General features: G+C 67.8%; 19 protein-coding genes and 1 pseudogene. 7 read left to right on the top strand and 13 right to left on the bottom strand.

Annotated features, from left to right (window positions below):
- Positions 1 to 9: 9 nt before the first annotated feature.
- From ruvB to ruvC, 3 genes are all read right to left on the bottom strand, one after another.
- Positions 10 to 1,047: a Holliday junction branch migration DNA helicase RuvB gene (ruvB, locus tag ASC70_RS03655; RefSeq protein ID WP_056046564.1), complete on the bottom strand. Its 1,038-nt coding sequence runs from the start codon at positions 1,045 to 1,047 to the stop codon at positions 10 to 12.
- Between the two features lie 109 nt (positions 1,048 to 1,156).
- Positions 1,157 to 1,774: a Holliday junction branch migration protein RuvA gene (gene ruvA / locus ASC70_RS03650; protein ID WP_047403672.1), complete on the bottom strand. Its 618-nt coding sequence runs from the start codon at positions 1,772 to 1,774 to the stop codon at positions 1,157 to 1,159.
- A complete protein-coding gene (gene ruvC / locus ASC70_RS03645) occupies positions 1,771 to 2,292 on the bottom strand; it encodes a crossover junction endodeoxyribonuclease RuvC (protein WP_200939201.1) in 522 nt (173 codons plus the stop codon). The genes ruvA and ruvC overlap by 4 nt, the downstream gene beginning before the upstream one ends.
- A 121-nt stretch (positions 2,293 to 2,413) precedes the next feature.
- Between ruvC and ASC70_RS03640 the strand changes: the two genes are divergently transcribed.
- On the top strand, positions 2,414 to 3,850 hold the full coding sequence (locus tag ASC70_RS03640) for a M20/M25/M40 family metallo-hydrolase (protein ID WP_056046559.1): 1,437 nt from the start codon (positions 2,414 to 2,416) through the stop codon (positions 3,848 to 3,850).
- Positions 3,851 to 4,057: 207 nt separating this feature from the next.
- Positions 4,058 to 4,339 (top strand): hypothetical protein, encoded by a 282-nt coding sequence (locus tag ASC70_RS03635; protein ID WP_056046557.1) that lies wholly within the window; start codon positions 4,058 to 4,060, stop codon positions 4,337 to 4,339.
- 17 nt (positions 4,340 to 4,356) lie between these two features.
- Here ASC70_RS03635 and ASC70_RS03630 read toward each other — a convergent pair whose 3' ends face one another.
- The 6 genes from ASC70_RS03630 to ASC70_RS03605 all read right to left on the bottom strand — a co-directional run bounded on the left by ASC70_RS03630 (position 4,357) and on the right by ASC70_RS03605 (position 9,935).
- Positions 4,357 to 4,734: a hypothetical protein gene (locus tag ASC70_RS03630; protein ID WP_056046554.1), complete on the bottom strand. Its 378-nt coding sequence runs from the start codon at positions 4,732 to 4,734 to the stop codon at positions 4,357 to 4,359.
- An 11-nt stretch (positions 4,735 to 4,745) separates the two neighbouring features.
- Positions 4,746 to 5,678: a nucleoside hydrolase gene (locus ASC70_RS03625; RefSeq protein WP_056046552.1), complete on the bottom strand. Its 933-nt coding sequence runs from the start codon at positions 5,676 to 5,678 to the stop codon at positions 4,746 to 4,748.
- 50 nt (positions 5,679 to 5,728) lie between these two features.
- Positions 5,729 to 6,421 carry an MgtC/SapB family protein gene (locus ASC70_RS03620; protein WP_056046550.1) on the bottom strand — a complete coding sequence of 231 codons (693 nt, stop codon included), beginning with the start codon at positions 6,419 to 6,421 and terminating at the stop codon, positions 5,729 to 5,731.
- Positions 6,422 to 6,477: 56 nt separating this feature from the next.
- Entirely contained in the window at positions 6,478 to 7,779 is a 1,302-nt protein-coding gene (locus ASC70_RS03615; RefSeq protein ID WP_056046548.1) for a hypothetical protein, read from the bottom strand.
- A 123-nt stretch (positions 7,780 to 7,902) separates the two neighbouring features.
- Positions 7,903 to 8,979: a glycerophosphodiester phosphodiesterase gene (locus ASC70_RS03610; RefSeq protein WP_056046544.1), complete on the bottom strand. Its 1,077-nt coding sequence runs from the start codon at positions 8,977 to 8,979 to the stop codon at positions 7,903 to 7,905.
- A 158-nt stretch (positions 8,980 to 9,137) separates the two neighbouring features.
- Complete coding sequence (locus ASC70_RS03605; protein WP_056046542.1) at positions 9,138 to 9,935, bottom strand: inositol monophosphatase family protein; 798 nt, start codon at positions 9,933 to 9,935, stop codon at positions 9,138 to 9,140.
- A gap of 232 nt (positions 9,936 to 10,167) precedes the next feature.
- Here ASC70_RS03605 and ASC70_RS03600 point away from each other — a divergent pair, with 232 nt between their 5' ends.
- The 3 genes from ASC70_RS03600 to ASC70_RS03590 are packed head-to-tail and all read left to right on the top strand — an operon-like array spanning position 10,168 to position 11,967.
- The gene (locus ASC70_RS03600) at positions 10,168 to 10,560 is read left to right on the top strand and encodes a hypothetical protein (RefSeq protein WP_056046540.1); all 393 of its coding nucleotides are present in this window, start codon (positions 10,168 to 10,170) and stop codon (positions 10,558 to 10,560) included.
- A 1-nt stretch (position 10,561) separates the two neighbouring features.
- Complete coding sequence (locus ASC70_RS03595) at positions 10,562 to 11,101, top strand: hypothetical protein (protein WP_056046538.1); 540 nt, start codon at positions 10,562 to 10,564, stop codon at positions 11,099 to 11,101.
- Positions 11,098 to 11,967, top strand: a complete 870-nt coding sequence (locus ASC70_RS03590; RefSeq protein WP_056046536.1) for a sigma-70 family RNA polymerase sigma factor — start codon at positions 11,098 to 11,100, stop codon at positions 11,965 to 11,967. Before ASC70_RS03595 ends, ASC70_RS03590 begins: the two co-directional genes overlap by 4 nt.
- Positions 11,968 to 12,084: 117 nt before the next feature.
- On the opposite strand, the gene ASC70_RS03585 is transcribed toward ASC70_RS03590, so the two are convergent.
- A complete protein-coding gene (locus ASC70_RS03585; protein WP_056046535.1) occupies positions 12,085 to 12,507 on the bottom strand; it encodes a hypothetical protein in 423 nt (140 codons plus the stop codon).
- A 76-nt stretch (positions 12,508 to 12,583) separates the two neighbouring features.
- Complete coding sequence (gene thiE / locus ASC70_RS03580; protein ID WP_056046533.1) at positions 12,584 to 13,237, bottom strand: thiamine phosphate synthase; 654 nt, start codon at positions 13,235 to 13,237, stop codon at positions 12,584 to 12,586.
- A gap of 132 nt (positions 13,238 to 13,369) precedes the next feature.
- Between thiE and ASC70_RS03575 the strand changes: the two genes are divergently transcribed.
- Both ASC70_RS03575 and bfr read left to right on the top strand, forming a co-directional pair.
- Positions 13,370 to 13,555, top strand: a complete 186-nt coding sequence (locus ASC70_RS03575; RefSeq protein ID WP_047403649.1) for a bacterioferritin-associated ferredoxin — start codon at positions 13,370 to 13,372, stop codon at positions 13,553 to 13,555.
- 156 nt (positions 13,556 to 13,711) lie between these two features.
- On the top strand, positions 13,712 to 14,191 hold the full coding sequence (bfr, locus tag ASC70_RS03570; protein WP_047403647.1) for a bacterioferritin: 480 nt from the start codon (positions 13,712 to 13,714) through the stop codon (positions 14,189 to 14,191).
- Positions 14,192 to 14,512: 321 nt separating this feature from the next.
- Here bfr and ASC70_RS25425 read toward each other — a convergent pair.
- Positions 14,513 to 14,989, bottom strand: a pseudogene (locus ASC70_RS25425) (TonB-dependent receptor domain-containing protein); the annotation flags it as partial.
- Between the two features lies 1 nt (position 14,990).
- Positions 14,991 to 17,246 (bottom strand): TonB-dependent receptor (locus tag ASC70_RS03565; protein ID WP_369815458.1); only part of this gene is annotated, 2,256 nt, incomplete at its 3' end.
- Positions 17,247 to 17,292: the final 46 nt, after the last annotated feature.

The raw sequence follows: 17,292 nt of genomic DNA, 5'->3' as shown, positions 1-17,292 counted from the left end.
GAAGGTTTCTTAGCCCTCGTCGAACAGCCCACCCTGCCCCTGCGGCGTCGGCGGCGCCTTCAGGCCCAGGTGCAGATAGGCCTTGCCGCAGGCCACCCGGCCGCGCGGCGTCCGCTGGATGAAACCTTGCTGCATCAAGTAGGGCTCGATGACGTCCTCGACCGCGTCGCGGGCCTCGGCGATGGCGTAGGCGATCGTCTCGACGCCGGCAGGGCCGCCGCCGTAGTGCTCGATCAGGGCGCGCAGATAGCGGCGGTCGAGGCTGTCCAGCCCCACCTCGTCCACTTCGAGACGCGCCAAGGCCAGGCCGGCGGCCTTGCGGTCGATGACGGTCGCGCCGTCGGCGGTGGCGAAGTCGCGGACCCGGCGCAGCAGGCGGCCGGCGACGCGTGGCGTGCCCCGGGCCCGGGCGGCGATCTCGGCCGCGCCGTCTTCCGACAGCGGCGCGCCCATCTTGCGGGCCGCGCCCAGCAGCACGTGCTTGAGCTCGGCGTGGGTGTAGAACTCCAGCCGGATCGGAATGCCGAAGCGGTCGCGCAGCGGCGTCGCCAGCATCCCGGCCCGCGTCGTCGCCGCCACCAGGGTGAACGGGGCCAGGTCGATGCGGATCGAGCGCGCCGACGGCCCCTCGCCGATCACCAGGTCCAGCACATGATCCTCCATGGCCGGATAGAGGATTTCCTCGACGTTCGACGACAGCCGGTGGATCTCGTCGATGAACAGGACGTCGTTCGGCTCGAGATTGGTCAGGATCGCGGCCAGGTCGCCGGGCTTGTTCAGCACCGGGCCGGAGGTGGCGCGGAAGTTCACGCCCAGCTCGCGGGCGATGATCTGGGCCAGGGTGGTCTTGCCCAGGCCCGGCGGGCCGAACAGCAGCACGTGGTCCAGCGACTCGCCCCGGCCTTTGGCGGCCTCGATGAAGATTCGCAGGTTGCCCTTGGCCTGTTCCTGGCCGACGAACTCGGCCAGGGTTTGGGGCCGCAGGGCGCGGTCGGTGGCGGGGACCTGGTCGCCGTGCTGCGGCTCGCCGGAGATGACGCGGGTCATCGACTTGCCCCCTCCGCGCCTTCGGCGCTCCTCCCCCGGAGGGGGAAGAAGGAACCTTCCGCCCGCCTTCGGGGGCGGACGACCGCGAAGCGGTCAGGTGGGGGGAGCCTCATCGGCCCAGCTCCTGCAAGCCCGCCTTGATCAGCGCCTGGACCGTGGCCTCGTCGCCGAGCTTGGCGGCGGCGGCCTCGACGACGCGGCGGGCGTTCACCTCGGCCACGCCCAGGCCCATCAGGGCCGCGACGGCGTCGCCGGTGGGGGCGGGCTTGGCGGGCGTCGAGGGGGTCGAAGACGTCGGCGCCGTCATCAGCACCGGCCCGTCGGTGATCGGCTTGTCCTTCAGCTCGGTGACGATGCGCAAAGCCAGCTTGGGTCCCACGCCATTGGCGCGGCCGACGGCGGCCTTGTCCTCGCGGGCGACGGCGCTGGCCAGCTCGGCCGGCGACAGCACGTCCAGCACCGCCATGGCCGCCTTGGGCCCGACGCCCTGAATGGCCTGCAGCAGCACGAAGGCCTTGCGATCCTCGCGCGTGGCGAAGCCGTAGAGCCGCAGACCCGCGCTCTCGCTCCACTGGCTCTCGATGTGCAGCAAGGTCTCCTCGCCCAAGGCCGGCAGGCGCTGGAGGGTGCGGTGGCCGCAGCGGACGACATAGCCGACGCCCATGACGTCGATCAGGGCTTCTTCCTCGCCGACCTCGGCGACCGCGCCGCGAAGACGACCAATCATGCCACCCTCCGGTTGGCGACGCGCAGGTTGGCGTGGGTGATGGCCACGGCCAGGGCGTCGGCGCAGTCGGCCGTGGTCTTGCCCGCCGTGGGCAGCAGGCGGGCGATCATGAAGCCGATCTGGGCCTTGTCGGCCGCGCCGGTGCCGACCACCGCCTTCTTGACCAGGCGCGTGGAATATTCAGCCACCGGCAACCCCGCGCGAGCCGGCGCGATCAGCGCCGCGGCGCGCGCGTGGCCCAGCTTCAAGGTCGATTGGGCGTTGGTGTTGAGGAACACCTCCTCGACAGCCGCCTCGTCGGGCGCGTGCTGCTCGATCACCGCGCAGATGCCGTCGAACAGGTGCAGCAGCCGCTGGGCGAAGTCGGCCTTCTCGTCGGGCACGATGACCCCGTGGGCGACGTGGCTCATGCGCGAGCCCTCGACCGTCAGCACGCCCCAGCCAGTGCGGCGCAGACCGGGATCGAGCCCCAGGATTCGGATCGGAAGGCGATTCGCGTTCATCATGTGTTCTCGCAACATCGTCTGTCCCGCGCCCGAGGAAAAGCCCCTGTATTGCTAACGACCGGTAAACGGCGGCCCTTGCGCGGGCGCTCCGGCCGCGCTCTCTTCCAGCCAAGTTCCTTTGGGGAGAGCGTTGATGAAACTGGCGGGATGGATGACGACGGCGGCCCTGGCGGCCCTGCCCCTGATGGGTCCGGCGATGGCGAGCGCCCAGACGGCCGCGCCGCCGGCCAATGTCCGCCCCGACCAGTTGGCCTTCCGCGACCTCTACAAAGAGCTGGTCGAGATCAACACCACCCTGTCGGTCGGCAGCTGCACCGCCGCCGCCGAGGCGATGGGCGCACGGCTGAAGGCGGCCGGCTTCCCGGAAGCCGACGTCAAGGTCGTGGTCGCTGACGGCCATCCCAAGGAGGGCAGCCTGGTCGCCGTCCTGCGCGGAACGGACGCCAAGTCCAAACCCATGCTGCTCCTCGCTCACATCGACGTGGTCGAGGCCAACCGCGCCGACTGGACGCGCGACCCGTTCAAGCTGGTCGAGGAGAACGGCTATTTCTTCGGCCGCGGCACGTCGGACGACAAGGCCCAGGCGGCCATCTGGGTCGACAGCCTGATCCGTCTGAAACAGGCCGGCTTCAAGTCCAAGCGCGACATCAAGCTGGCCTTGACCTGCGGCGAGGAGAGCGAGGCCTATAACGGCATCGAGGACCTGGTGAAGAACCACCGCCCGCTGGTCGACGCCGAATTCGCTTTGAACGAGGGCGCCGACGGCCTGCTGGACGAGCACGACAAGCCGGTGGTGCTCGAGGTCCAGGGCGGGGAGAAGGTCTATCAGGATTTCACCCTGACCGTGACCAACCCCGGCGGCCATTCCAGCCGTCCCGTGGCGGCCAACGCCATCTACCAGCTGTCGGCGGCGCTGGATCGCATTGGCGCCTACGGCTTTCCGCCGCGCTTCAACGACGCCACGCGCGGCTACTTCACCCGGATGCAAGGCCGTGTCCCGGCCCAGCAGGCCAGCGCGATGAAAGCCCTGGTGGCCAATATCGACGACCCGACGGCGCTGAAGACGGTCACGGCCGATCCGATGTGGAACTCGATGCTGCGCACCACGTGCGTGGCCACCATGGTCAGCGCCGGCCACGCGCCCAACGCCCTGCCCCAGCGCGCCACGGCCAACGTCAACTGCCGCATCCTGCCGGGCACGCCGGTCGAGGAGGTCCGCGCCAAGCTGGCCGAGCTGGCCGCCGATCCCGCCGTCGCCGTGACCCTGGCCCACGAGCCCAACAGCGTCTCGCCGCCCCCGCCCCTGACGCCCGCGATTATGGGTCCGATCGAGAAGGAAGCCGCCAAGCTGTGGCCCGGCGTGCCGGTCGTGCCGATCCTGCTGACCGGCGCCACCGACGGTGTCCACACCAACGCCGCCGGCATCCCGACCTACGGCGTCACCGGCATCTTCGGCAGCTCGGACGGCGACGGCATCCACGGGCTGAACGAGCGCGTGCGGGTCAAGTCGCTCTATGACGGGCGGGATTTCCTATACGCGCTGGTCAAGGACTACGCGGGCGGCAAGTAAGTCACCTGTTTCCCTCTCCCCTTGTGGGAGAGGGTGGCCCGCGAAGTGGGTCGGGTGAGGGGTCGCACCGGCGTGTCGGACAGGCCTTTCAACCCCTCATCCGACGCTTCGCGCCACCTTCTCCCGCAAGGGGAGAAGGATCACATGGCCCTCTGGAAAGTCCTCCCCGGCTCCCTATCTCCCCGTCAACGACAAGGGAGACGGACGATGGTGAGTACGTCGGACGATGGGATCCTGGCCGAGTACATGGTCAGCTACTGGTCGATGAAGCACGAGAAGATCGACCGCCCGACCAAGCTCCTCGAGACTCTCTACATAACCGAACGCTACCAGGCCGGCGAAAACCTTCGGGAGGCGCGTTCGGCCTACGATCACGCGGTCTGGAACGGCGTGCCAGTGTCCGAGATGGACCGCCGCCTAGCGCAGCTGGACCAGTTCATGCGCGACCTCGTCCGTGAACGCGCGGCCCAGTGGGGCCAGCCGCACTAGGCCTTCCCCGGTCGGCCTCAGAGCTTGACGTGCGCCAGGACCTGGTCGGCTCGGCCATCGCAGTTCCAGTCGGCCAAGACGAGATTGCTCGCGGGATTGTAGAGCGCGCCGGCGTCGATCACGCCGTCGCCGTCCCTGTCAGCATAGAGATGACCATGCCGATCGGCGTAGAGCGTGCTGGGCCCGAGACGGCGATAGAGCCGCAACTTCACGGCCGCGAGCCTTTCACCAGCGTAGCCTCCGAACGTCTTCAGCCGCAGCTCGCTGAAATTGACGCCCAGGCGGTTGTCGGCTGGGTGCTGGGTGTAGGAGGGCATGACCGGAGGCTTCAGACCTGGGATCGAGTCGCCGGCCGGCGAGGCCAGCAGCATCAGCGACAACGCGAGAACGGGCATTTCCATCTCCTCTAAGCGGCTTCCACCGCGCGCCAGCCGAACAGGCCGCCCAGGATCAGCCGCTTGACGGCGGCGACGTCCAGGCCCGTGCAGACCTCGGCGTTCGGAGCGCCATCGACGCGCTCGACCCGGCCCAGGTGCTCGCCGTCGACCGCCACCCGCAGGCGCGCGGGCTCGAACGTGAACAGCTCGGGCGCGACCAGGCTGGCGGCGGCCACCGCATCGTGCGGCCGGCAGCCGTCGCCGCCCCAGACCTGCTGGTGGAAGGCGATATAGGGCCCCGCCGCCTTGGTCAGGCGCTGGGATAGCGGCGAGCCGCAGCAGACCGCGCCATTCGAAAGGTCGTCGGCGGTCACCGCGACCTGGTGTGAGACGTCGAGAGGGACCAGGCGCGGCATGATCCCGGCTTCCAGGACCCGCTGCAGGGCTTCGGGGTCGCTCCAGCTGTTGAAGTCGGCGCCGCCGGCGGCCTTGCCCTCGACGGTGAAGGCGCCGGCCATGACCGTCGGCCGCCAATCGCGGAAGGCGGCCGGATCCTCCAGCAGGCTCTTGGCCAGGTTGGTCAGGGGCCCCAGGAACAGGCCGGTGACCTTGCGGCGGGCGGCGAAGGCCAGGAAGTTGGCCGAGTGGCCGCGCTCCAGCTCGGGCAGTTTCCAGCGCTGGGAAAAGCCGACGCCGTTCAGGCCGTCGACGCCGTGGGCCGGCCGCATCCGCTCGACCCGTCGCTTGGCCAGGCCCGCGCCGGCGCCGATATAGACCTCGGCCCCGCAGCCGGCCAGGCGCAGCACCCCTCGTGCATTGGCGGCGGCCTGGTCGACATAGGTGTTGCCGAATACCGCCGAGACCGAGACCACCTCGACCGCCTGCCGCGCGCGAGCCAGCAGGGTCAGCGCCAGGGCGTCGTCCACGCCGCAATCGGTGTCGATGTGAACCCGTAGGACCATGAGGCCAGTCTAGCCGCGCGGCGTGACGGGGAGAAGGTCGGTCCTTGCCGTCAGTCTTTCCTTGGCAGGATGTCGAACTCGATCACTCGGGAGTCCCCGCGCAGTCGCTGCGCCACCTCGCGCAGCCGCAGCGAGCCCTTGCCCGAGAACGACCCCGCCAGTTCGAACACCGCCCCGCCGCCGTGCAGGCAGTGGTTCAGCCGTTCGCCCTTCAGGTCGTACTCGGCCAGGAGGGCGCGCAACTCGGCCTCGTCCAGCGGCGTCTCGCGGCGGGAGCGGACAGCGACCTCGGTGAAGTTTTTCTGCGGCATGGTGGCGTCCAGCCAGCGGGCGGCGCTGAGGGTTAGCACCGCCAGCACCGTGCCGACGGTGGCCAGGCCGTACAGCCCGACGCCGAACAGCGTCCCGATCGCCGAAGTTATCCACAGGGAGGCGGCGGTCGTCAGGCCGTGCACCGACACCCCCTGCTGGAAGATCACCCCGCCGCACAGGAACCCGACGCCGGTCAGCACGCCATGGGCCATGCGGACGGGGTCGATGCGCAGCACCTCGGCGGGCGTGTCGTTCATCCACCGCACCTGGTGGACGGCGGCCAGCATCAGCAGGGCCGAGGCCAGGCTGACCAGGACGTGGGTGCGCAGGCCGGCGGGCCGCGCGCGGTACTCGCGTTCGAACCCGATCACACCGCCGGCGACCAAGGCTCCCAGAATGGGCAGGAAATCGGAGGAAGCCAGCTGGTCCATGCCGGCTGTAACGAACAGAGCCGTCCGGTGATCCCCTCCCCTCGCGATAGAGGCGACTACTTCCGCAGGTCCGCCGGCGTGGTCGGCTCGCTGACGATGCGCTCCATGGCCTTCCAGCGCGCGTCTTCGGACTTGCCGGCGCGGTAGACGTAGTCACGGACCATGTCCTGGCCAATGTTGTAGTTGATCACGTACGAGCGGTAGGTCTCGATGAACGCCACCCGCTTCTCGGCCGCGCCGCGCGAATAGAGGCCGTATTTCATCAAGGCCAGGACGGCCTGTTCCTTGGTCATGCGGCCGCCCAGGTACTCGGCCGCGATCGTGTTGCCGCTGCTGGACAACGCCGCCTTGGCGTCCTGCAGCTCGCCATAGGCCTTGGCCGTCGCGGGATCCAAGCCGGCCAACGGATACAGCTTGTCGCGCTCGAACTCGGTCTTGGCCTGGCCGGGGAAGGCCAGGACGATGCCGAAATTGGCCGAACCCTCGGCGATGAACGACTGCGGCGAGAACAGCGGATAGACCGAGAACTCGATCCAGCCCTTGCCCTTGGTCAGCTTCTCTTCCAGCAGGGTGTTCAGCACGTGGTGGCCCGGATAGCCCTCGTGGCAGCCCAGGTCCAAGGCGCGGCTGATATAGATCGGCAGGTCGGTGTTGATCTCGATCAGGCTGTGGGCGTCGCCCTTGTACCAGTTGTAGCCGCTCCACGGTTTCTTGGTGACGAACGACAGGTCGAAGCGCTCGTTCTTGGGCAGGCTGATGTGCGCTTCGGTCTTGGCCTTGCAGGCGGCGATGCCGGCCTTCATCACCGGCTCGAGCTTGTCGGTCGGTATCACGTACCGATTCTGGAAGGCGTCGACCCGGGCGGCCAAGTCGCCTTTGCCGGGGACCAGCTTGTCGATCCGCGCCAGGATCGGGTCGTAGCTCTTCAGCGGCTTCAGCACGGGACGAATGCCGAACAGGCCCTGGGCTTCGTCCTGGAAGCTGAACTTGTCGCCGGCGATTATGGCCAGGCGCGTCTGGGCCGCCTTGACCTGGCCCTTCAGGAACAGCTTGCGGCGGCGCTGGTCGGCGGAGAGGTCCTTGTCGGGAACCTTGGCCAGCAGCAGCTGCAGCCGGTCGGCTTCCTTGCGCAGCACCGAAACGGGCCGCGGCGCCAGCTTGGCGGCGTCCTGCATCTCCGAGGGGCCGTAGTAGGCGTCGACATAGCCCGGCTCGCGCTCGCCGGCCTCCAGGGTCAGTCGGACGAAATCGACGGCGATCCTGTCCAGAAGGTCCGAGCCCGGCGAGGCGAAGGCTGGCGCGCCCAGCAGCAGAGCGGCGGCCAAGGCGGCGCCGGAAAGGGCGTGGCGGATTTTCATGGGCTTCCCCGGGACGATGTCGTTCGGCCGCACGCTGCACCGCCGCACCCTGGTTCCGCAAGATCGAGGAACGATTTTCCCTCGGACCGCCAACTGGCGAGATTCAGTTTCGCCCGATCGCCGTCAAGCCTCGGCGCGCGCCGCCACGGCCAGGCCGGGGAAGTCGCTGAACAGGCCGTCGACTCCGGCGGCGTACAGCGCCTTGAACACCGCCGCCACGTCGCCGTGCTGGGCCAGGAACGCCGGGCTCTGAGCGTCGCCCTTCCGCAGGCTGGCGGGCAAGAAGTAGTTCTCGGCCCGCACGGTCCAGGGATGGACCTGCAGGCCGGCGGCATGGGCGTCCTTGACCAGGCTGGTGGGCGACAGCAGCGTCTGGCCGTCATTGGGAACGACCAGGCTCCAGTTCGGACCCAGGCCGTCGGCATAGACCGCCACATCCTTCAGGCCCTGGGCGGTGATCAGGTCGGCATACTTGACACCCGGCAGGTCGGCGGGGCCGCCGGCGCCGTCGACCAGCAGAACGAGGCGCGCGGCGGTCTTGGCCTTCAGGCGCTTCAGCGGGCCGACCTCGAAGCACTGCACGAACACCGGAGCGGTCGCCGAATTCAGGTCGTGGGCCTTCAGGAGGGCGACCAGGCGATCCTCGGTCGGCAGGCCGATGCTGGCGAAATAGCTGGGATGCTTCAGCTCCGGATAGACGCCGATCGTCCGGCCCGTGCGGCGGGTTCCGGCCTTGGCGATGGCGACCACTTCGTCGAAGGTCAGGATCTGGGCCTGACCGTCGAAGGCGGCGCTGGCCGGACGCAGCTGCGGCAGCCGCTCGCGGGCTCGCAGGGTCTTGATCTCGGCCAGGGTGAAGTCCTCGACGAACCAGCCGGTGATGGACTGGCCGTCGATGGATTTGGTCGCCTTGCGGGCGGCGAACTCGGGGCGGCTGGCGACATCGGTCGTGCCGCCGATCTCGTTCTCGTGGCGGGCCACCAGATGGCCGTCCTTGGTGGGGACGAGGTCGGGCTCGATGAAGTCGGCGCCCTGGTCGATGGCCCGTTCGTACGACAGCGCCGTGTGCTCGGGCCGCTCGCCGCTGCAGCCTCGGTGGCCGATGACGATCGGCATGCGCTGGCGGGCGCTGGCGAAGCCGGGCAGCAGCGTGCCGGCGAGGGCGGCGGTGGTCATGGCGCGACGGGTCAGCAAGGTCATGGGCGGCGATTTAGCGCCCGGATGTGACGGTTTGGCTACCCTTGCCTTGTCATCCCGGACGTAGCGCAGCGAAGATCCGGGACCGCACCATGCTCAGAGCTTCCGGCGGTCCCGGATCGGCGCGCTGCGCGCTTGTCCGGGATGACAGTTTTGGAGGATCAAGCCGCCCGCAGCTTCTCCAGGATCAGCGGATAGAGGTCCTGGTTGCTGGCCAGGATCGACTTGCCTTGCACGACGTCGCCGTCGTCCTCGTCGATCGTGGTGACCTTGCCGCCCGACTCCTGGACCATCAGCACGCCGGCCGCGACGTCCCACGGCTGGACGTTGCGCTCCCAGTAGGCGTCGAAGCGACCGGCGGCGACCCAGGCCAGGTCCAGGGCGGCCGAGCCGAAGCGGCGCACGCCGGCGACCTTCTGGCTGACCTGGTGCAGCTCCTTCAGGAACTGGCCGTGGCCGGGCTTGCCGGCGAACGGAATGCCGGTGGCCAGGACGCTTTCGTCCAGGTGACGGCGGGCGGCGACGCGCAGGCGCTTCTCGGCGCCCAGGAACGCGCCCTTGCCCTTTTCGACCCAGAACAGGTCGTTGGTGATCGGGTTGAAGGTGACGCCGGCGACGACCTCGCCTTCGCGCTGCAAGGCGATGTTGACCGCGAAGTGCGGGATGGCGTGCATGAAATTGGTGGTGCCGTCCAGCGGGTCGACGATCCAGGTGTGGGTCTTGTCGGTGCCCTCGATCATGCCGCGCTCCTCGCCCAGGAAGCTGTAGCCGGGACGCGCCTTTTCCAGAATCTCGAACAGCGTCTGCTCGGCCTTGAGGTCCGCGTTGGTGACGAAGTCGGCCGCGCCCTTCTTGGAGACCTGCAGCTCGGTGACTTCGCCGAAGTCGCGCGCGAGGCCGCGAGCGGCTTTCCGAGCCGCGTCGATCATGACGTTCAGGAGGGCGGAAGGCGTGGCCACGGGCGGACTATCCTCAATGAAAGCCGTCGACGCCGGCCGAAAAATCCGGCGGCGGAGCGGTAGGTCGACGGTGTGAAAGAACGGGCGCGGAACCTAATCGTCCACAGGCGGGATGGCAAGGCGCCGTTGATTCGACAGGCTTAACGGCCTTCGGAGCGATTTTCTCGCCAGGCCATGTCACGTCCGCGTGGCCTGTCTCGTCCTGCCTTCGTCGACATGAAGGAGGGCGGACATGACACGTTGGATCGCAATAGCCTTGACGATCATCTTCCTGGGCAACGGCCTGGTGATGCTGGCCGCGCCGTATCCCTGGTACCTGACGATCCCCGGCGTGATCCAGACCGGGCCGTTCAACGACCACTTCGTCCGCGACATCGGGGCGACCTATCTGGCCTGCGGCGTCGGGACCTTGCTGGGCGCGCTGGACCTGCGCCGCCACGCCGGCGCCGTGGCCGTGGCGGCGACGTTCCAGGGTGCGCACGCCTTGATCCACCTGATCACGCCCTTCTGCGGGAGCGGGCCGCCGTGGCCGCTGCTGGCTCGCGACTTTCCGGGCGTCTTCCTGCCCACCCTGCTGACGATCGGCCTGGCGGTCGTCGCGTTCCGGCGCCCCAAGGAGCTCTGAAATGATGAAGGCGATGATGGCCGCCGCGATCGGCCAGTTGGAGAAGCGCTACGACTACGACGCCAGCTATGTCCGCGACCTGCTGGACGCCAGCCCCAAGGCGCTGAAGGCGTTTCAGGGCGTGCAGACCCTGGCGAGCTTCCGCGAGGGCGCGCCGGCGGCGGCCATCGCGGCGGCAGGGCTGGTGGCGACCTTGACCGAGGACTGTGGCCCCTGCGTCCAGATCGGCGTCAAGATCGCGGAGGAAAACCATGTGCCCGCCGACGTACTGCGCGGGATCCTGACCGGCGACCACGCTCTGATGGGGCCCGACGCAAGCCTGGCCTGGCGCTTCGCCAGGGCCTCGCTGGACCGGGATCTGGAGACCGCCGATCCGCTTCGCGACGCGGTGCTGGAGCGCTGGGGTACCAAGGGCCTGGCGGCGATCGCCCTCGCCATCGCCTCGTCGCGGGTCTATCCCACGATCAAATACGCGATGGGCCACGGCAAGGCCTGCTCGCGGGTCAATGTGGGCGGAGAGGCGGTGGCGGTGCGGGCATGACGCCAAGATCCATCGGGGCGGACGCGATCTTCGAGCAACGGCGCCCGGCCATGACCGGCCTAGCCTATCGGATGCTGGGCTCGCGGGCCGAGGCCGAGGACGTGGTCCAGGACGCCTGGCTACGCTGGCGCAAGGTCGACCTCGCCGAGGTCGAGGAGCCCGGCGCCTATTTGAATCGTGTGGTCGCCCGCTTGGCGATGGACCGGCTGAAGTCGGCCCGCGCCCGGCGCGAGATCTATGTCGGCGAGTGGCTGCCCGAGCCGGTGGTCGAGCCCGACTTCGAGGCCGGCGGGGACGCCGACCTGTCGGTGGCCTTCCTGCTGGCCCTGGAGCGCCTGACCCCGCTGGAGCGGGCGGCGTTCCTGCTGCACGACGTGTTCGACACGCCCTTCGCCGAGGTCGCCGCCGCCCTGGGCCGCAGCGAAACCGCCTGCCGTCAGCTGGCCTCGCGGGCCCGCGAGCACGTGCGCCGCGATCGGCCGCGCTATGCGCCCAGCGTCGACGAGGAGCGACGGCTGACCACGGCGTTCCTGCAGGCGGTGATGACCGGCGACGAGGTCGCCTTGCGAGACCTGCTGGCGGAGGACGTGGTGATGCACGCCGACGGCGGCGGGGTGGTCAGCGCCAACCTCAACCCCGTGAAGGGTCTCGCCAAGGCCGTCGCCCTGATTACCGGGGTGCGGCGCAAGTGGCCGCCGCCCGAGGGAACCGTGGTCCGCCTGGCGCGGATCAACGGCCAGCCGGGCCTGGTGCTGTCGGCCGACGGCGTCGTGTTCCAGACCGTGGGCCTGGAGATCGAAGCCGGGCGCATCGCGGCGGTCTACACCATGCGCAATCCGGAGAAGTTGCGAGGGGTGGTTCAATAGTCTGTCATCCCGGCCAAGCGCGTAGCGCGCCGAGCCGGGATCGCCGCAAGCGCGGCGCTTATGGCGGTCCCGGATCTTCGCTGCGCTTTGTCCGGGATGACAGGCGTTAGCGGCCCCCTAAGGCAGTTCCACCTTCGGCAGCGTATCCTTGGTCTCGCACACCAGCTTGCCGGCCTTGCCCAGCGCGCCGGAGATGTCCTCGATCTTGGCTTCCTTGCGCCAGCCCTTGGGCAAGCCCTTGGTCCCGTCGAAGTCCATGCCCAGGTCCATCCACTTGTCCGCCCCGCAGTCGAGGGCGAAGACGAGGATGGGACCCTTGCTGGCGGGCCAGCTGCGGTAGGGCCCATTGGCCTTGCCCTCGGCGATGCGGGTGACGATCAGTCCGCTGGACTGGTCCACACGGGTGAAGTCCACATCGTAGTAGGTCTTGGTCTCGCCCGGCGCCAATTTCCAGGTCTCGGCGGTGGCGGTTGTCGAAAAGGCCAAGGCTGAAAAAGCCAGGACCGGTAGGCTAAGCAAACACACTACGAGCCGCGTCATGTTCAGCGTCTCCCCCGTTATTTTGTTAGCTGGGGGGAGGCTATGCCTGTGTGCGCCGCGTCACAAGCGAACGCCGTTATTCGGCCTTATTTCGTGCGGCCAAACCCTCGGCGATCGCCGCATTCAGGGCCGCGACGGCGGCAGCGGGGCCTTCTGTATGCGCCCACACCCCCGCCGAAACGGCCAGGAAGTCCGCGCCGGCCGTAGCCAGGCCGGCGGCGTTGTCGGCGGTGACGCCGCCGATGGCCACGCAGGGGATCTCCATCGTCTCCTGCCAAATGGTCAGGATCTCGGGCTCGGCGGTGGTCGGGGCGTCCTTGGTGGTGGTCGGGAAGAAGGCTCCGAAGGCGACGTAGTCGGCTCCGCCCTCGGCCGCTTCCATCGCCAGGTGGCGGCTGTCGTGGCAGGTGACCCCCACCATCCGCTCGCCCATCAGCTTGCGGGCGTCGCGAAGCGCCATGTCCGACTGGCCGACATGGACGCCGTCGACCGGCAGGCGGGCGGCCAGGTCGGGGCGGTCGTTGAGGATCAGCGCCACGTCGCGGGCCTGGGCGATCGGCGCCAGGGCGGCGACGGCGGCGGCCACCACGTCGTCGGGCGCGCCCTTCAAGCGAATCTGCAGGGCGGCCACGTCACCGCCGTCCAGCGCCTGGGCCAGCTGGCGTCCGAAGCCGGCGAGGTCGTCCAGGGCGGGCGGGGTGATCAGATAGAGGCGGCAGGGGAGCGTCATGGGGGCGGCTTTAAGCCAAAATCGAAAGGGGCGCGACTCCATGCCGCTGCGAACCAGAGTGAGAGTCAGTTGCAAAGAGCCGCGCGAACAGCTAGATGAGAATGACACTCAATCGGGTAGGGCGTTCCTTCCTTGTACGTCTGCAACTGTAACGGCATCCGCGAGCGCGAAGTACGCGCCGCCATCGACGCTGGCGCCGCTCGGCCGGCCGATATCTTCCGTCACAAGGGCTGCCAGGCGCAGTGCGCCAAGTGCGTCTGCGAGATGCGCCAGATGATCCAGGAAAACCGCGAAGCGCTCAAGTTCGCGGCCGAGTAGCGGCCAAAAACCCAGCGTTTTCAGAGATCGCGAAGCACTCTCACGCATTTCCGTGAGACCGCGAAACACTCGCACACATTGAGGTTGAAGCCCGTCCAGGCTTGCCCCAGGTTCGCCCCGACAACGAATCCCCAAGGTCGAACCCAGGAGGCCGCCATGCAGGGCGATCCCAGCATCATCCGACTGCTCAACGCGGTGCTCACCAACGAGCTGACGGCGGTCAACCAGTACTTCCTGCACGCGCGGATGTACGACAACTGGGGCTTCAAGCGCCTCGGCAAGATCACCTACGACGAGTCGATCGGCGAGATGAAACACGCCGACAAGCTGATCAACCGCATCCTGTTCCTGGAGGGACTGCCGAACCTGCAGGACCTGCACAAGCTGAAGATCGGCGAGACCGTGCCCGAATGCCTGGCCAGCGACCTGCAGGTCGAGCTGGGCGGCCGCGAGACCTTGATCCCCGGCATCATCCAGTGCGAACAGGCCCGCGACTATGTCAGCCGCGAACTGTTGCGCGAGATCCTCAGCGACACCGAGGAGCACATCGATTTCCTGGAGATGCAGCTGGGCCTGGTGAAGTCGCTGGGCGAGCAGAACTACCTGCAGTCGGCGGTCGGCGAACTGCCGGCGTAGCATCGAGATCCAGGGCGGAGCGCTGATCAGCCTCCGCCGACGGATCCGGGTCAGCTCCCCTCCCCGGCCGACGACGAAAAGATCGCCCGCCGCACGGATGTCAGGCCTGCGCGACGGGCAAGGAGGAGGAGTGGCGCCGCGAGCTAAGGATGCGGCGCTCTGTTGTCAGCCCATCTCGGTGATGGCGCTGATCCGGGTGGCGGCTCGCGGAGATCCGGTCGCCCGCCCAATGCGCTGTCTCGTCCGCACTATTGTGATTGGAAGAAAGAGGCTGGCCCCCAATGGCGGGGACCAGCCCAGTGGCTTCACGGGGAGTGAAGGTTAGAAGGTGGCGCGCGCCGTCGCTGTGAAGGTGCGGCCATCGTAGTCGACCCAACGCGAGACCCGGCGATCGTTTTCGAATTCGAAGCGCGAGGAGTCCGTGAGGTTGTAGGCGTCCAGCGACAGGGTGAAATTGTCGGTGACGTTGTAGGAGGCCGACAGGTCCAGCTGGCCGCGCGCCCTGACCGAGCGAGCGCCGCCGGTGTAGGTGCCGTTGGCGTTCAGCGGATAGTCCGAGCGGTAGTTGTAGACCGCGCGCACCCCGTACTTCGGCGTCTCGTAGTAGCCGATCAGGTTGACATTGTGCTTGGAGATGCCCGGGAACGGGGCGATCGACGGGCTCTTGGACGTCGTATAGGCGTAGTTGAAGCTGCCGCCGAAGTTCTTCCAGAAGCCCGGCAGGAAGTCCAAGTTCTGCTGGATGTTGAACTCGACGCCCTCGACGGTGGTCGGCTTGTCGAGGTAGATCGGAAGAGCNGCCGCTGGCGTTGACGTGGACCTGCTTGGTGGCGTTGCTCAGGCTGGTGGCGTTGCAGTAGGTGCCGTCCCAGGCCAGGGCGCCGAAGCCCCAGGTCGAGCCGTCGGACGGGCAGATGATCGACGGGTCGGTGGTCGTGGCGACGCGACCGGTGATGTTCTTGTGGAAATAGGCCAGCGAGATCAGGCCGTTGGGACGGTTGTACCACTCCAGCGACAGGTCGAAGGATTCGGCCAGGTATGGCTTCAGCTGATTGTTGCCGATCTGCACCGAGACGTCATAGACGCTGACCGATCCCGAACTCAGTCCAGTGTTCAAGTTCTGGGCGGGATTGATCTTGGTGGCGGGCGAGTATTGACGCGGGTGCGGGCGGACATAGGTCTTGTAGTAGGCGCCGCGCAGGATCAGGTCGTCGGTGACGTCGGCCACGAAGATCGCCGACGGCAGGAAGTAGTGGTACTTGTTCTCGTACTGGTCGGTGACGAAGTCTTTCGGCGAGCCGATCGAGTCGACGGGCGGCGTCTTGCGGTCCAGGGTCGTGATGGTGTTCTTGGTGTCCTCGTAGCGGCCACCGAAGTTGCCGCGCACGCCGTGACCGAAGATCTCGGTGTCGTACTTCGCCTGGACGTAGAACTGATTGATCTCGTTCTCGTTGGTGAAGTTCTTGTCGTAATAGGATCCATCCGTGTACTGGATGTTCAGCCCCGTCGGCGACAGACCGCCGCCCGGATACACCGCGACGGGTTGAACGGCGTTCAGGAAATCTCGAATCTTCAGCGTTTGCCAGTTGTGGCTGTAGTCGCCGGCGATACCGCCCATGAAGTCCTTCGCGAACGGCGCGGTCGTCAACATGTCCGGTGTGATCTTGGACACTTGGGCGCCGTAGCCGAAGACACGATAACCGGTGGAGACGTACTTCTCGCGCTCCAGGCGCACGCCGGCCTGCAGGCTCTTGATCGGGCCGAACTTGACGAAACGCTCGGCGTCGAAGGCGGCGCTGTTCAGTTCATTCTTGGCGTAGCTTTGCGAGCCTTCGATCCCGATGCGGGCCGTGCTGTTGGCCGACGTGCCGTTGTTGTAGTACGAGACGGGGTCATTGGGTCCGCCCCAGGTCCAGGTCGTGCCCGCCGCACCGAGCGAGTTCTGCGGGTTGGGACGCGTGACGTAGGAATAGCCGCCGATATCGTCCAGGCCGGTGGAGATCGAGCCGGTAATGCCGTTGCCGCCCGCTCGGGTCGGGGTGACGACGTCGACCGAGGTCTCGACCGAGGCGTTGGAGCCCGACGACAGGCTCAAGACGGCGGCCAGGCGCCAGTCGTCGTTGCTCCAGTCGACATTGCCGATGACGCCGTTCGACTTTTGACGCTGTGAATATAGCCGCGTCGAGGACAGCGCGTTCATGTTGTCGAACGTGTAGCTCTCGTAGAGATAGCGGCCGTCATTGACCTGGATCGGCGAGCCTGTCGGCGTGATCACCGTGCCCGCGCCCGGGGTCGAGGCCGGGGCGACGTAGTTGATCAGGAAGTACTGGGTCGTGTCGGGCAGGTTGCGGTCGGTGAAGAAGCCGATCAGGCCGACCTTGGTGTTGTCGTTCGGCTTCCACTCGAGGCCGCCCGAACCCGACCACACCTTGCCGACGTTCATGCGGGTGTACTGGCGGATGGCGCTGTTGGCCCAGACGCCGTTCTTGCCGGTCGCGCCGGTGTTGCTGGTCACATAGGCCGCCGCCGCGGTCGGCGAGAGGCCCAGGGCCTGGCCCAGCGAGCGGCAGTACGAGGTCGCGCTGGTCGGGCAGGCGGTCGGCGAGAAATACTGACCGTAGGCCGCGTTGAACTGGGTCGGCGTCAGCCCCGTCATCGCCGACGTCAGATAGTCGTAGTTGTTGAGGCGGACCGTATCGCGACGGAAGTTTTCCTTCTTGTAGGCGATGGTCCCGAACACGGCCAAGTCATCCGACAGATGCTTGTTGTAGCCGAGCGTGGCGGCCGGGGCGTTCAGGTCGCCCAGGGTGTTGTGCTCGTACGAGAGCTTGGCGAAGCCGCCGTCCTTGCGCGACAGCGCCGGGGCGATCTGCAGGTCGACATTGCCCGATAGGCCGCCGGAGGTGGTGTTAGCCATCGGCGACTTGGCGATCACGAAGGCCGAGAAGATGTCGGAGTTGAACGCGCCCAGCGGCGAGCCCTGGTTGTCGCGCAGCAGCGCCGGGCCGGCGAACGACTGGCCGTTCAGCGTGGTGCGGGCGTATTCGCCCGGCATGCCGCGCAGGTTGATGGTGGCGTCGCGGCCTTCGGCCTCGCGGTTG

It is taken from the genome of Caulobacter sp. Root343, assembly GCF_001425745.1.
Lineage (GTDB): Bacteria > Pseudomonadota > Alphaproteobacteria > Caulobacterales > Caulobacteraceae > Caulobacter.
Note: the sequence above shows the minus strand (reverse complement) of the source record. Positions and strands in the feature narration are given on the sequence as shown.

What these genes read in the sequence shown, in the direction of transcription:
- ruvB (WP_056046564.1), bottom strand. Translation starts at nt 1,047, where the DNA reads ATGACCCGCGTCATCTCCGGCGAGCCGCAGCACGGCGACCAGGTCCCC.
- ASC70_RS03640 (WP_056046559.1), top strand. Translation starts at nt 2,414, where the DNA reads ATGAAACTGGCGGGATGGATGACGACGGCGGCCCTGGCGGCCCTGCCC.
- ASC70_RS03610 (WP_056046544.1), bottom strand. Translation starts at nt 8,979, where the DNA reads ATGACCTTGCTGACCCGTCGCGCCATGACCACCGCCGCCCTCGCCGGC.
- ruvA (WP_047403672.1), bottom strand. Translation starts at nt 1,774, where the DNA reads ATGATTGGTCGTCTTCGCGGCGCGGTCGCCGAGGTCGGCGAGGAAGAA.
- ASC70_RS03630 (WP_056046554.1), bottom strand. Translation starts at nt 4,734, where the DNA reads ATGCCCGTTCTCGCGTTGTCGCTGATGCTGCTGGCCTCGCCGGCCGGC.
- ASC70_RS03590 (WP_056046536.1), top strand. Translation starts at nt 11,098, where the DNA reads ATGACGCCAAGATCCATCGGGGCGGACGCGATCTTCGAGCAACGGCGC.
- ASC70_RS03620 (WP_056046550.1), bottom strand. Translation starts at nt 6,421, where the DNA reads ATGGACCAGCTGGCTTCCTCCGATTTCCTGCCCATTCTGGGAGCCTTG.
- ASC70_RS03615 (WP_056046548.1), bottom strand. Translation starts at nt 7,779, where the DNA reads ATGAAAATCCGCCACGCCCTTTCCGGCGCCGCCTTGGCCGCCGCTCTG.
- ASC70_RS03585 (WP_056046535.1), bottom strand. Translation starts at nt 12,507, where the DNA reads ATGACGCGGCTCGTAGTGTGTTTGCTTAGCCTACCGGTCCTGGCTTTT.
- bfr (WP_047403647.1), top strand. Translation starts at nt 13,712, where the DNA reads ATGCAGGGCGATCCCAGCATCATCCGACTGCTCAACGCGGTGCTCACC.
- ASC70_RS03600 (WP_056046540.1), top strand. Translation starts at nt 10,168, where the DNA reads ATGACACGTTGGATCGCAATAGCCTTGACGATCATCTTCCTGGGCAAC.
- thiE (WP_056046533.1), bottom strand. Translation starts at nt 13,237, where the DNA reads ATGACGCTCCCCTGCCGCCTCTATCTGATCACCCCGCCCGCCCTGGAC.
- ASC70_RS03635 (WP_056046557.1), top strand. Translation starts at nt 4,058, where the DNA reads ATGGTGAGTACGTCGGACGATGGGATCCTGGCCGAGTACATGGTCAGC.
- ASC70_RS03595 (WP_056046538.1), top strand. Translation starts at nt 10,562, where the DNA reads ATGATGAAGGCGATGATGGCCGCCGCGATCGGCCAGTTGGAGAAGCGC.
- ASC70_RS03625 (WP_056046552.1), bottom strand. Translation starts at nt 5,678, where the DNA reads ATGGTCCTACGGGTTCACATCGACACCGATTGCGGCGTGGACGACGCC.